Annotated in this window: 13 protein-coding genes; 5 read left to right on the forward strand and 8 right to left on the reverse strand. The window is 53.9% G+C overall.

What is annotated here, in order from left to right:
- Positions 1–46: 46 nt before the first annotated feature.
- The 3 genes from aat to infA all read left to right on the forward strand — a co-directional run bounded on the left by aat (position 47) and on the right by infA (position 1,775).
- Positions 47–775 (forward strand): leucyl/phenylalanyl-tRNA--protein transferase, encoded by a 729-nt coding sequence (aat, locus tag E2H98_RS01180; protein WP_133589842.1) that lies wholly within the window; start codon positions 47–49, stop codon positions 773–775.
- Positions 772–1,491, forward strand: coding sequence for an arginyltransferase (locus E2H98_RS01185; RefSeq protein ID WP_133589843.1), 720 nt, complete (start codon positions 772–774; stop codon positions 1,489–1,491). The genes aat and E2H98_RS01185 overlap by 4 nt, the downstream gene beginning before the upstream one ends.
- 65 nt (positions 1,492–1,556) lie before the next feature.
- Positions 1,557–1,775 (forward strand): translation initiation factor IF-1, encoded by a 219-nt coding sequence (infA, locus tag E2H98_RS01190; protein WP_133589844.1) that lies wholly within the window; start codon positions 1,557–1,559, stop codon positions 1,773–1,775.
- A gap of 71 nt (positions 1,776–1,846) precedes the next feature.
- Here the strand turns inward: infA and clpA are convergent, their stop codons facing one another.
- On the reverse strand, positions 1,847–4,138 hold the full coding sequence (clpA, locus tag E2H98_RS01195; RefSeq protein WP_133589846.1) for an ATP-dependent Clp protease ATP-binding subunit ClpA: 2,292 nt from the start codon (positions 4,136–4,138) through the stop codon (positions 1,847–1,849).
- A gap of 18 nt (positions 4,139–4,156) precedes the next feature.
- On the reverse strand, positions 4,157–4,477 hold the full coding sequence (gene clpS, locus E2H98_RS01200) for an ATP-dependent Clp protease adapter ClpS (protein WP_133589847.1): 321 nt from the start codon (positions 4,475–4,477) through the stop codon (positions 4,157–4,159).
- A 247-nt stretch (positions 4,478–4,724) separates the two neighbouring features.
- On the opposite strand from clpS, the gene cspD reads away from it, so the two are divergent.
- Entirely contained in the window at positions 4,725–4,949 is a 225-nt protein-coding gene (cspD, locus tag E2H98_RS01205; protein WP_133589849.1) for a cold shock domain-containing protein CspD, read from the forward strand.
- Between the two features lie 341 nt (positions 4,950–5,290).
- Positions 5,291–5,848, forward strand: coding sequence for a pseudouridine synthase (locus E2H98_RS01210; RefSeq protein WP_133589851.1), 558 nt, complete (start codon positions 5,291–5,293; stop codon positions 5,846–5,848).
- Here E2H98_RS01210 and rlmC read toward each other — a convergent pair.
- The 6 genes from rlmC to E2H98_RS01235 form a co-directional block, all read right to left on the reverse strand.
- Positions 5,845–7,017, reverse strand: coding sequence for a 23S rRNA (uracil(747)-C(5))-methyltransferase RlmC (rlmC, locus tag E2H98_RS01215; protein ID WP_211342556.1), 1,173 nt, complete (start codon positions 7,015–7,017; stop codon positions 5,845–5,847). The genes E2H98_RS01210 and rlmC overlap by 4 nt on opposite strands.
- Complete coding sequence (locus E2H98_RS01220) at positions 6,989–7,426, reverse strand: molybdenum cofactor biosynthesis protein MoaE (protein WP_133589853.1); 438 nt, start codon at positions 7,424–7,426, stop codon at positions 6,989–6,991. The genes rlmC and E2H98_RS01220 overlap by 29 nt, the downstream gene beginning before the upstream one ends.
- A gap of 2 nt (positions 7,427–7,428) precedes the next feature.
- Positions 7,429–7,677, reverse strand: coding sequence for a molybdopterin converting factor subunit 1 (moaD, locus tag E2H98_RS19165; protein WP_162848163.1), 249 nt, complete (start codon positions 7,675–7,677; stop codon positions 7,429–7,431).
- Positions 7,678–7,700: 23 nt separating this feature from the next.
- The gene (moaC, locus tag E2H98_RS19170; RefSeq protein ID WP_162848164.1) at positions 7,701–8,177 is read right to left on the reverse strand and encodes a cyclic pyranopterin monophosphate synthase MoaC; all 477 of its coding nucleotides are present in this window, start codon (positions 8,175–8,177) and stop codon (positions 7,701–7,703) included.
- Positions 8,178–8,220: 43 nt separating this feature from the next.
- Entirely contained in the window at positions 8,221–9,903 is a 1,683-nt protein-coding gene (locus E2H98_RS01230; protein ID WP_157591200.1) for an AMP-binding protein, read from the reverse strand.
- A gap of 64 nt (positions 9,904–9,967) precedes the next feature.
- Entirely contained in the window at positions 9,968–12,985 is a 3,018-nt protein-coding gene (locus tag E2H98_RS01235; RefSeq protein WP_133589857.1) for an FAD-binding and (Fe-S)-binding domain-containing protein, read from the reverse strand.
- Positions 12,986–12,990: the final 5 nt, after the last annotated feature.

Raw genomic sequence — 12,990 nt, forward strand, 5'->3', positions numbered from 1 at the left:
TGCGGCGTGTTTCCCCGCCGTCAGCGAACCGCTATACACTGACGATATGAAGCAACGACTGACGCTGATTGACGGCGATATTCCCTTCCCTGCCCCGGCCAATGCCATGGCTGAACCGAACGGCCTGTTGGCTGTTGGCGGTGATTTGTCACCGAACCGACTGCTTGATGCCTATCGTCATGGCATTTTTCCCTGGTATGGCCCGGACGATCCGATTCTTTGGTGGTCACCGGACCCACGGGCGGTATTTCAGGTCAACAATTGGCAGCCGAACGTCTCACTGAAAAAAGCGCTGCGCAAACAGCAATTTGATGTCTCGCTCAATCAGCAATTTGATCACGTCATTGAAGCCTGTGCCCGCACTCCGCGCCCCGGCCAGGACGGCACCTGGATCACCCGTGATATCCAAGCAGCTTATAAACGGCTGTTCCGTCGTGGCTCAGCATTTTCAATTGAAGTGACCGCCAACGGTCAATTATTCGGCGGCATGTACGGAGTACATATCGGCCGTATGGTCTATGGTGAATCGATGTTCAGTTGGCAAACCAACGCCTCAAAATATGCGCTCGCCGCGCTGCTATTTTGGATGAAACAGCAGGCGTTGCCATTGTTGGATGCACAAGTGGCCAATGCCCATACAACGATGCTCGGCGCCAGCCAAATGGCGCGCGAGGAATTCCTCGATCATGTCGCGACACTCTCCACGCAAACCGTGTCGAATGAATGCTGGCAACCCCGTTCATTAACACCATTGTTGTGTGGTGATTCACGATGAATGCACCGGAAAAACAATGGCGTTTACCGCTGCTGCTGACCATGGAGTCGGAATGCCCTTACCTGCCGGAGCAGCAGTCGCGGAATGCTTTTGTCGACAGCGCCATAGCAATCTCCACCGATTTGTATACCGTGCTGCTACACAACGGTTTTCGCCGTTCAGGAACCGATATTTATCGTCCCTACTGCAAGCAATGCCAAGCCTGTATCCCGCTGCGCGTCGTCGTCGACGCATTTCATGCCAACCGTAGCCAGCGACGCACCGCCAAGCGCAATCAGGATTTGCAGTGGCGTATCGAAACGCCACCACTGACTGACGCCCACTACCAGCTTTATGCCCGCTACCTGGAAGCCAGGCATGCAGATGGCGGCATGTATCCACCGGACCGACAGCAGTTCGACCGCTTCCTGACTGCAGAATGGGCTGATACCGAGCTGGTTTGCCTTTATCAGGATCAGCAGCTTGTCGGCGTCATGGTTGCCGACCGGGTGTTTGATGGCATATCGGCAGTGTATTCGTTTTTCGAACCGGAGCTGCCCCGGCGCAGCCTGGGCGTTCAATTGGTGTTGAGCCTGATCGACTACACCCGCTCACTGGGACTGGCGTATTGTTATCTCGGTTATTACATCAGCCGCTGCGCTAAAATGAACTACAAGGCGCAGTATCAACCGGTGGAAGCCCTGCTTGACGGCAAATGGGAGCCGTACCAAGTTTGACGATTTTACAATCAGTCGGCTTTCGGGCATCATAGCGCGCCTTCAAGAGGACACTAATTCAGGTTATGGCAAGAGAAGATTGTATTGAGATGCAAGGCACCGTTACTGAAACGTTGCCGAACACCATGTTCCGGGTGCAACTGGAAAATGGTCACGTGATCACCGCCCACATTTCCGGAAAAATGCGCAAGAACTACATCCGCATTCTGACTGGCGACTCGGTGACCGTGGAAATGACGCCATACGATCTGACCAAAGGCCGCATTATTTTCCGCGCCCGCTGAAACGAGTCCAATAAAAAAGGGGGAATCATTCCCCCTTTTTTCGTGCCTGCGTTTTTTGCCAGATCGCTGGCTCAGGTTATGCTGAGCTTTTCTTCCGAGTCGTGGGTGTTTTCATCAAAGACAAATTGCAAAGCATTGTCTTCGAAGATCACTTTCACTTCACCGCCTTTGGCCAAACGACCGAACAGCAATTCGTCGGCCATTGGTTTCCGCAGTTTCTCACGGATGATACGCGCCATCGGTCGAGCCCCCATGGCCCGATCATAACCCTGCTCGGCGAGCCAAGCCCGGGCATCGGCTGACACTTCCAAACTGACGCCTTTGGCATCAAGCTGCGCCTGCAGTTCAACAATGAACTTGTCGACCACCGACAGAATGACGTCTGGCGGCAACGCCTTGAACTGCACAATCGAATCGAGGCGGTTGCGGAATTCTGGCGTGAACATACGCTTGATCGCTTCCATGCTGTCGGTCGTGTGATCGTTCAGCGTGAAACCGATTGACGACTTCGCCATTTCTTCGGCACCAGCGTTCGTGGTCATGACGACGATCACATTGCGGAAATCGGCTTTGCGACCGTTGTTGTCGGTTAATGTGCCGTGATCCATGACCTGCAACAGCAGGTTGAACACATCCGGATGCGCTTTCTCGATTTCATCGAGCAGCAATACCGAGTGCGGGTTCTTGCAAATCGCTTCCGTCAACAAGCCGCCCTGATCGTAACCAACATATCCCGGAGGGGCGCCGATCAAACGCGAAACGGTGTGGCGCTCCATGTATTCCGACATGTCGAAACGCAGCAGATGCAAACCAAGAATGCGCGCCAATTGTTTGGTGACTTCGGTTTTGCCAACACCGGTCGGCCCGGCAAACAGAAACGAACCCACCGGCTTGTCTTCCTGGCCCAAACCGGAGCGCGCCAGTTTGATCGCATCGGACAATTGCGAAATCGCTTCGTCCTGACCGAACACGACATTCTTCAACGAGGTATCCAGTGTGCGTAGCGCTTCGCGATCGGAAGTCGAAACGGTCTTGGTCGGTACCCGGGCAATCTTCGAGACAATGTCTTCGATTTCATGTACGCCAATGGTCTTGCGACGCTTCGAAACCGGCAGCAAACGCTGATTGGCACCGGCTTCATCGATGACATCAATGGCCTTGTCCGGTAATTGCCGATCATTGATGTACTTGGCCGATAACTCCACGGCCGCATGCAAAGCTGCAGGCGTGTAGCGCACGCTGTGATGCTTTTCGTAGTGGTTTTTCAAGCCTTTGAGAATTTCATAGGTTTCTTCAATCGACGGCTCCAGAATATCGATTTTCTGGAAGCGACGCGCCAAGGCCCGATCTTTTTCGAAGATGCCGCGATATTCCTGGAATGTCGTCGAGCCTATGCACTTGATGCCGCCTGAGGCAAGCAACGGCTTGATCAAATTCGATGCATCCATGACACCGCCACTGGCTGCGCCGGCACCGATAATGGTGTGAATTTCATCGATGAACAGCACCGCATGCTCTTCATCCTGCAATTGCTTCAATACCGCTTTCAGGCGTTTTTCGAAATCACCGCGGTATTTGGTGCCGGCCAGCAAGCCGCCCAAATCGAGCGAATACACCACGGCATTGCTCATCACTTCCGGCACTTCGCCATCAACAATGCGGCGGGCCAAACCTTCAGCAATGGCCGTTTTACCGACACCGGCTTCACCGACCAACAATGGATTGTTTTTGCGGCGACGGCAGAGTACCTGAATCGTGCGCTCCAACTCCAAGTGACGGCCAATCAGCGGATCAATTTTTCCGTCGATTGCCAACTGGTTCAAATTGGTCGCGAAATTATCCAGCGGCTTTGCTGAAGAATCGGCACCCGCTTCTTCCTCGGTCTCGGATTGCGGCGCCGCTTGCGCGTTATCGCGCTCGGAACCAGAAACTTTCGACACGCCGTGGGAAATGTAATTGACCACATCAAGGCGGGAAATTTGCTCTTGATGCAACAGGTAAACTGCTTGTGATTCCTGTTCGCTGAAAATGGCCACCAGCACATTGGCGCCAGTCACTTCTTTTTTACCCGCCGATTGCACATGAAAAACCGCGCGCTGAAGTACGCGTTGAAAACCCAGCGTTGGTTGCGTATCACGGCTGTCATCGCCATCGGGAATCAATGGTGTCGTTTCATCAACGAATGCACCGAGCTCGCGCCGCAGACGATCGACATTGGCACCGCAAGAACGCAGCACATTCAATGCCACGGCGTTATCCAGTAACGCCAGTAACAAATGCTCAACCGTCATGAATTCGTGACGTTTATCACGCGCCTGTTTAAAGGCTTGATTCAAGGTGAGCTCCAAATCTTTACTTAACATACTGCTACCTCACGGACTTCAGGCTGCTTCAACCGCACACTGCAAAGGGTGCTCGTGCGCCTTGGCGTATTCGACTACCTGCATCGCTTTTGATTCCGCAATCTCATAACGATACACCCCACACACTGCCCGACCGTCGTGATGCACTTGCAGCATCACCTTCACTGCTTTTTCAGGATTCATGGAGAAAAAGCGTCGTAACACGTCAACGACGAAATCCATCGGTGTGTAATCGTCGTTCAACATCACCACCTTATACATTTTTGGTGGTTTGACCTGTGGTTCGGCCGGCGCAACCTCGACACCGGGCTGACCGGCAGGTAAGTGCGTCATTCCCATAATTACAGCTTAGTCCAGACTGGAAAAAATCCAGGGGTTACCCCCAACAAAATCGAGACACAATCTACCATATTCAAGGGAACCAACCGGCATTTTCAGCACCGCAACCGCAGTACGACTTGACATAAGGGGGTCATCGGGACAACACTCATCCTCGCCCTGCGTAGATGTCTGAATGGTGACGCCGATCGTCGCATTCAAGGAGCAGCCAGCATTTCCTGTAATATGTACGAGAGGGAAGTCAGGTATGGCTTACGGCACGGTCAAATGGTTCAACAATGCCAAGGGTTACGGGTTCATTCGTCCATCGGAAGGTGGCGATGACGTCTTTGTGCATTTCTCAACCATCGATATGGACGGGTACAAGAGCCTCAAAGCAGGCCAGGAAGTCTCGTTTGATGTAACGCAAGGTCCGAAGGGCCTGCACGCAACCAATATTCTTCCGGGAAGCGTGGAGCAGAAAAGCCGCTGAATAAGCGGTCTTTCTTAACTCGCTCTACGCATTTCAGCCAAGGGGGTTTTCCAGCCCCCTTCGGTTTTCTCCCACGCCTTCTATTCATACTTTGTTGTCTAAGGTTCGCGTCGATCTATGCGGTTTTAGAATTAGAACTCGCGTTCGCGTTTTGTATCAATTTGTACGCAACAAGCCGTAATCAATCTGAAAGATGTTCCACGCGCAAATGCAATCGCTGATCATCGGAGTTTGGTCAACCGGATATGTTGAATAGCGGTAAGATCGCGCTCCACTTCTGATAAAAAACTTCCCACTCTGAAGATGCCAATAACCCACAACAAAACGCGCATCCTGCCGACATGAGCAAACTGATTCTGTTCAACAAACCATTCGGCGTGCTGTGCCAATTCAGTGATGATGGCAGCGGCAAACCGACGCTGAAAACGTTTATCGATGTACCCGATGTCTATCCTGCCGGGCGCCTGGATACCGACAGTGAAGGCCTGTTGCTGTTGACGGCTGATGGTCGCCTGCAGGCGCAAATCACCGAACCGCGATTCAAGATGCCGAAAACCTATCTGGCGCAGGTGGAAGGCGTACCAAATCAGGAAGCGCTGAATGCGCTGGCACGTGGGGTTTTGCTGAAAGACGGCATGACCAGGCCGGCTCAGGCACGTTTGCTACCCGAACCAGAGCTTTGGCCACGCCACCCGCCGATTCGTCAGCGGGCCGCGACCCCCACCAGTTGGCTGGAGCTGACCATCCACGAAGGCAAGAATCGTCAGGTGCGACGAATGACGGCGGCAGTCGGCTTCCCTACCCTGCGGCTGGTTAGGGTGCAGATCGGCGCCTGGCAACTCGGCGATTTGGCGCCGGGTCAATGGCGCTGGGCCGAACCGATGACGTTCAAGCGCTAAGCGGGTTCCCGCTGCAGCAGCCCAAGCACTTCGTAATGGGCGGTGTGCGGGAACATATCGAATAACTGCAGACGCCGTAAGCGATAACCGGGCAATTGGCCGATATCATCAGCCATCGATTCGGCATTGCAACTTGAATAGAGAATCTGGTTTGGTGCGACCTGGCGCAACCAATCACAAACCGCAAGTCCCAGGCCGCGTCGCGGCGGGTTTACCAACACCTGATCCGGGTGGGCAAAATCAGCTGGCAACGTCGGCAAGCCTTGTTGCAAATCCATCACCTGAAACTGCACCCGGTCTGCACAACCCATTTGCTCGGCACTGCCTTGCGCGGCGGCAATGCTTTCCGGGCTGATTTCCAAACCCAGCAGTTTTTGCCCGCTTTGCAGGCAATGCAAACCGAATCCGCCGGCGCCGCAGAACAAATCGACCAGGTTTTTTGCCGACGACTGGCTCGCCCACTCGGCAGCGGTGCGATAGAGCTTTGAGGCGATATCGGTATTGGTCTGAAAAAAGCCGCCGGGACGAATATGCAATGGCACATCGTTCAGCACTTCGGTCAATGCGCCGGCCTCGGTCAGCAGCACTTCTTCATCGCCTTCAAGCACCGCCATATGTACCGGTTGCAGATTGACACTGACAACCTTGAGCGACGGCTGCGCGGCGAGCAATTCTGGAAGATGTTGACGAATACGCTCGATCTGCTCGGTCGAGCGCAAGACAAAACGCAGCATGAAGGCGTTTTCGGCTTGCGAGTATTGCAGCAGGACGAACTTCAGTTCGCCGCGTTTCTTGCTGACATTGTATGGCGTCAGTCGCGCCTGTTTGATGAAGCCTTTGATCGCCACAAACAGCGGTTGAAAAACAGCTGGGTAAAGCGGGCAATCCGACAGATCCGTGGCAACACCATGGCGATTGACGATGCCAAGCACTGGATGATCAACAGTGCCCAACACCACCATTTTTGCTTTATTGCGAAACCTGGTCTCGGCACTCACGACCGGAGGAAAAAAATCCGCGCCGGAGTTCGCAAACAGCGTTTTCAACTGCGCCTGCTTGCGCTCCAGTTGTTGCGGATAAGGCAGTGCCAACCATTGGCAGGAGTGACAGCGATCGCTGCTGAACTTTTCGCAAAGCATGTCAGCGCCATTGCGCAGCGACGGCGACATCCTGTTCGCTCGGTTCCACCCAGCGAGTACCATCAACCAGATGTTCCTTTTTCCAGATCACCGCGCGGGTTTTCAATTGATCGGCAATGTAAGCGCAGGCTTCGAGCGCCGCCTGACGATGGGCACTGGCGGTGCCGACATAAACGATCTGCTCACCCGGCAATAGCTTGCCAACACGATGGATAATGCTCACCGCAGCCAGCGGCCAGCGCGCATTCGCCTCACCGGCAATCAGCGCCAGGCTCTGCTCACTCATGCCGGGATAGTGACTCAGCTCAAGCGCCTTGACGACGGCATCAGCACGAACAATGCCGACAAAAGTAGCCACGGCGCCGACATTTTTCGCCGCGTCATAAAGCGACGTCGTCAGTTCAGCGACATCAAAATTTTCGGCTTGCACGGCGAGCATGTTCAGCCTCCGGTGACGGGTGGCATGAATGCCACTTCGTCACCATCCTTGACACTGGCATCGCGTCGCACCAATTGCTGATTGACGGCAATCAGTAATGAACGTCGAGCCTCAATCACGTCGAATACTTTTGGCGCATGCTGACGCAGCACCCCAAGCAACTGTTCAACATTACTGACCGGTTGCTCAATGACAACCGTATCGGTACCAGCCTGCTCGGCGAGACTGGCAAATAACAACACCTTAATCATTTCTCGTTTCCCATCATGCCGGATCAACCGGCATGAAAATCGCCAGATTTGCCACCGGTCTTTTTCAACAAGCGAATACCGTCGATGCGCATATGTTTATCAACCGCTTTGCACATATCGTAAATCGTCAGCGCCGCGACACTGACCGCAGTCAAGGCTTCCATTTCAACTCCGGTCTGGCTGCAGACCCGGCATTGCGCCTTGATGTGCACCGCACTGCGAATACCGTCAATGGCAAACTCGATATCGACACCAGAAAGCGGCAGACTGTGACAGAGCGGAATCAGTTGGTCGGTGCGCTTGGCCGCCAATACGCCGGCGATATGCGCCGTGGTCAGCACATTGCCTTTCGGCAGCTCATTGGCAGTCAACAGCTTCAAGGTTTCCGGCTTCATGTAAACATAGCCTTCAGCCAGCGCCAGTCGTTCGGTAGCCGGTTTGTCACCGACATCAACCATCCGTACCTGACCAGCATCATCAAGATGACTTAATTCGGACATGCCTTGCTCCTTGAATTAGACAGTTTACGTATTATGGCAAACTTCAGGCGCTATCCAGTTGATCAAAATCGGTTGTTTCCGACAACCAAATGATTCCCTGCTCTTCATTCAACCGTTTGCGCAGCTTGTCCCGATAGGCCGATTCGACCTGATGCCGGCGAATTTTCAGCGTCGGCGTTAGCAAACCATTCTCGGTGGTCCCCTGTTCTGCCACCAACACAATGGCAGCGAGACGTTCGTGTGGGTCCAACTGTTTATTCAGTTTCTCCAGCACATCCTGGAGTTTTTGCTCCAGCGTGGCTTTCAAATCCTCAAATTTATCGCCGAGCGCAGCGATAGCCACTGGCTGACGCATGCCGGTACCAATCACGCAAACCTGCTCGAATCCGGCCAGTTGTTCCAGCCGTTGCTCAATCGGCACTGGCGACACGTATTTGCCTTTCTCGGTCTTGAACAGCTCTTTCTTGCGGCCCGTGATGATCAGTCGGCCTTGGTCATCGAGTTTGCCGAGATCGCCGCTGTGTACCCAGCCATCAACCAGCGTTTCATTGGTCAGCGCTTCATCGCGGTAATAGCCGAGCATGACACCCGGATGCTTCAGCAGAATTTCGTTGTCTTCACCAAACTGGCACTCAGCATTCGGCAGCAATTCCCCGACGGTGCCAATGCCGCGTCGTTGCGGAAAATTCAGATGCGAATAAGCCAGCGTTTCCGTCATGCCATACACTTCGAGAATCGTTATCCCCAGCCTTTGCCACCAATTGATCAACTCGACATCAATTGATGCGCCACCACTCAATGCCACCTGCACCTGGCCCATGCCCAATTGACGACGAATCAGCGCAGCGAACCAACCACCCAGAACCGGCAGTTGCAGTAAACGCTGCAATTTCTGTTCAGGCAGTTTCGCCAACATGCCCTGCTGCAGCTTCAGCCAGATGCGTGGCACACCAAAGAACACGGTCGGCTGGGCACGTTTCATATCACGCAAAAAGTGATCAATCGATTCGACAAAGAAGATGCGGCCACCGAGAACCAGCACCGCCAATTCGATCGCGCAGCGCTCGGCAACATGCGCCAACGGCAAGTAGGAAAAAAAACGGCCCTCACGCAAGCCGAGTTGCTGTGTTACTGACACCATGTTTTCCGCGACAAAGCCGGCATTGCCAAAACTGTGCATGACGCCTTTCGGGGTGCCCGTGGTGCCCGAGGTATAAATAATCGTCGCCAACTCGTGCTCATCAACCTTGACCGGCGCCAGCATCGGCAACTCGCGCTTAACGAGCTCATCCCAATCGATCAAGCCGTCGTGGTGATGATGCATCGCGACCATCTGGCAGGCATCGGGAATGGCTTCACGCTTGTCAGCAAAATCGTGCAACTTGCCGACAAACACCAGCACCGATTCGGAATGCTCCAGTACATGACGAATATTATCGTTGCCGGCGGTCGGATACAGTGGCACCGAAACATGGCCGGCATACCAAATGGCTAAATCAGCCAAAATCCAGTGCGCGCAATTCAGCGAATAAATAGCGATACGCGAACCGCGCGGGAAACGCTGCAACCACTGGGCAACGCGCGACACCTGTTCGTGCGCTTGACGCCAACTGATGTCACGCAGGCCACCACCAGGCAGCGGTTGTGACAGGAAGATCGCGTCGGGCTTTTCATACACCCAATGGAGAAACTTGGAAACCGGCAGGCGTTCGTTATTATCGTTCATCGCTTACATCATCGCGGTTGGCAATACTGCTGTATAGCACAACCGCGGTTGCCGACAAATCAGTTCAGCGCGATTGCCCCGTGCGTAAATGCTTCAACAAGAGTTCGGCCGGTGAAGACAGTTCCAACTGCTGTTGTATGCGTGCCTGTTCGCGACAGGAAAAGCCGCTGGCACAAACACTGCCAAGCCGCTGCGCCTCGGCAATATTGTCCGCCCAGCCCTGCTGCCAGAGTCGCGCGGCCTGTTCGCGATGCTCACGTTCATGGCCGTAACTGCCAGCCATGCCGCAGCAACCAGTAGCCACCGCCTGCAGTTCCAGGCCGGCACGCTGAAAAATACTTTGCCATTGAACGGTGCTCGCCGGCTGCTGCGATTTTTCTGTGCAGTGGGAAAATAAAAACACGGTGCCGCCAGCGTGTTGGGGGACGGTGATTTCCGTGCCATGCAGATACTCATGTAGCGACAGAATCGAAGGCAGCTCGTAGCGGCTGGTCAACTCCCGGTATTCCTGACTGAACATCAGTGTCTGCGTGGTTTCAAGACAAACAACTGGAACCTCCAACGATGTCAGCAAAGACAAGAACGACAATGCGCGATTGGCCTTGCGTTCGAAGCCCGGCAACAGGCCTTTGACATGGTCAGCCTTGGCCAGCGGCAAAAACGGCAACAGCACGACGCGCTTGCCCAGCGTTTCCAGCAATTGCACCGCACTTTCGAGCGTATGTGCATCGAAAAACCCGGTGAACGCATCAGGCAGTAGAAACACAGTATTATGGCGTTGCTCACTGCTCAGTTTTTGCAACTCGGTCAAATCAAAACGGCGCTCTGCCTTGTTTTTGAGATGGTATAAGTTACGCGTAGCGAAACGCGGCAACTGGCGCAAGCCAAACACTTTCTCGGCGAACCAGGACGAAAGCGGATTGAACATCAAGGCATTGGCAAGGCGCGGAACCCTGGCCATGATCGGCGCCCAGCTTTCCATGCTGCTCAACAGGTAATCACGCACCGGACGCGGGTAGCGTCGATGATAATGATGCAAAAACAAGGATTTCTGCGCCGGCACATCGACCTTGATCGGGCACTGCGTCGCACAGGCTTTGCAGCCCAGGCACCCCGACATCGCATCAGCAACCTGATGGGAAAAATCATTGCTGTCGCGACCGCCAAAACGACGTAGTTCGCGACGCAGCACTTCTTTACCGGTCAATGGTTTGACCGCGATATCAATATTCTGCGCACTGACTTGCGTCAGCCATTCGCGCATCAAGCCGGAGCGGCCTTTCGGTGAGTGAATGCGGTCATTGGTGGCTTTGTATGAAGGACACATGATGCTGTCCATCCGGTAATCAAAGCACTGGCCGTTGCCATTGCAATACAAAGCCCCTTGCGCCATCTCTTCGGCGCGAGTGTCAATTTGCCGGTCACGTTGGCCACGCCATTGCGCAAACGGAGATATCAGCTCGGCATCGGAATTCAACGGCGTACAAATTTTACCCGGATTCAATTGATTGCGCGGATCGAATGCGGTTTTTATCCGGCGCATGCGCTGATAAATCGCGTCGCCATGAAAATCCGGGCCGTACCAGGCACGAAATCCTTTGCCATGTTCCGACCACATGACACCGCCGTATTTTTTCAGCAACGTGTAAACACCATCGGAAATTTTCCGGAACAGTTGCTCATCTTCATCCGTGCGCAAGTTCAATGCTGGTCGCACATGCAGGCAGCCGACGTCGACATGACCGAACATGCCGTAACTCAAGCCATGACTATCGAGCAGCGCACGAAACTCACGGATGTAATCAGCCAGGTGCTCCGGCGGCACTGCCGTGTCTTCGACGAACGGAATCGGTCGGCGTTTGCCCTTGGTGTTACCGAGCAAACCGACGCCTTTTTTACGCAGCTCCCAGAGCGCGCCTTGCGGTGCCGATTCGGTGCTGTAATAAAAGCTGATCACGGCCTGATCATCGGCCAATTGTTTTTTCAGCTCAGCCGTTTTTGCCGACAACGCCGAATCATCAGTGGCAATAAACTCGACCAGATTGACGGCATTACCGGTGAACTCCTCATCGACGCCAAGATACGGACGCACTTTCGGAAACAGTACATCGTTCTTGGCAAGGTTCAGAATTTTGTCATCAATGGTTTCAATGGCTGAAGGTTCATGCGCCAGCAATTGCTGCGCGGCTGCCAATGCCTGATCAAAGCTGCGATAACGCACCGCAAACAAACCTTTATGTTTTGGTAGCGGAGTCAGTTTCAAGGTTAGTTCGGTGACGACCGCCAGCGTACCTTCGGAACCACAAATCAGCGGATCAAGCGCCAGACTGCCGTCATCACGCAACGGGCGCCAGAGATTGTACGCCGTGATAAACCTTCCGAGCTTTTCCGAGCCAGGATGACTCGGCGCATCAGCGCACACGTCGCGTACGGTTTGATAAAGTTCGGCTTCGCGAGTTTTCTGATTGACTACCGCGTTTAACTGTTCAGCGGTTTTCCGGCCGGTAACCAACACGGTGCCATCATTCAACACAATGCGCATGCCCAGTACATGATCGCTGGTGCGGCCGTACAAACGCGAGCCTTTACCACAAGCATCAGTATTGGCCATGCCGCCTATCGTTGCCCGATTCGATGGCGACAGGTTCGGCGCAAAAAATACCCCGTGCGGTTTCAGATGATCATTCAATTGGTCAAGAATGACACCGGGCTGAATACGCACCCAGCCCTGCTCCAGGTTCAATTCCAGAATGTGATTTTGCAGGCGTGCGACATCGATGACGATGCCACGAGTCAGTGATTGACCGTTGGTGCCGGTGCCACCACCGCGTGGTGAAAAGTTCAACGAGTGAAAAACTGGCTCGGCCGCCAAGCGAAAAATGCTGGCAACATCCTGTTCATTCTTGGGCGTCAATACCGCTTGCGGCAACACCTGATAAACGCTGTTGTCGGTGGCATTGATCAAGCGCGTGGCGTAATCGGTTTGAATCAAACCGGTGAAACCGTTTTGCGGCAATTGCTGAAGAAACTGCGCTACCAGCGCGTCCAACTGTGGCACTTCAGTCAAGGCGGGAAACATCATCAATG

Origin of the sequence: Permianibacter aggregans (assembly GCF_009756665.1) — a bacterium.
GTDB lineage: Bacteria > Pseudomonadota > Gammaproteobacteria > Enterobacterales > Permianibacteraceae > Permianibacter > Permianibacter aggregans.

Bases quoted from the DNA above. Each gene is read 5' to 3' on its own strand.
- aat (WP_133589842.1), top strand. From the start codon at position 47: ATGAAGCAACGACTGACGCTGATTGACGGCGATATTCCCTTCCCTGCC.
- E2H98_RS01185 (WP_133589843.1), top strand. From the start codon at position 772: ATGAATGCACCGGAAAAACAATGGCGTTTACCGCTGCTGCTGACCATG.
- infA (WP_133589844.1), top strand. From the start codon at position 1,557: ATGGCAAGAGAAGATTGTATTGAGATGCAAGGCACCGTTACTGAAACG.
- clpA (WP_133589846.1), bottom strand. From the start codon at position 4,138: ATGTTAAGTAAAGATTTGGAGCTCACCTTGAATCAAGCCTTTAAACAG.
- clpS (WP_133589847.1), bottom strand. From the start codon at position 4,477: ATGGGAATGACGCACTTACCTGCCGGTCAGCCCGGTGTCGAGGTTGCG.
- cspD (WP_133589849.1), top strand. From the start codon at position 4,725: ATGGCTTACGGCACGGTCAAATGGTTCAACAATGCCAAGGGTTACGGG.
- E2H98_RS01210 (WP_133589851.1), top strand. From the start codon at position 5,291: ATGAGCAAACTGATTCTGTTCAACAAACCATTCGGCGTGCTGTGCCAA.
- rlmC (WP_211342556.1), bottom strand. From the start codon at position 7,017: ATGTCGCCGTCGCTGCGCAATGGCGCTGACATGCTTTGCGAAAAGTTC.
- E2H98_RS01220 (WP_133589853.1), bottom strand. From the start codon at position 7,426: ATGCTCGCCGTGCAAGCCGAAAATTTTGATGTCGCTGAACTGACGACG.
- moaD (WP_162848163.1), bottom strand. From the start codon at position 7,677: ATGATTAAGGTGTTGTTATTTGCCAGTCTCGCCGAGCAGGCTGGTACC.
- moaC (WP_162848164.1), bottom strand. From the start codon at position 8,177: ATGTCCGAATTAAGTCATCTTGATGATGCTGGTCAGGTACGGATGGTT.
- E2H98_RS01230 (WP_157591200.1), bottom strand. From the start codon at position 9,903: ATGAACGATAATAACGAACGCCTGCCGGTTTCCAAGTTTCTCCATTGG.
- E2H98_RS01235 (WP_133589857.1), bottom strand. From the start codon at position 12,985: ATGATGTTTCCCGCCTTGACTGAAGTGCCACAGTTGGACGCGCTGGTA.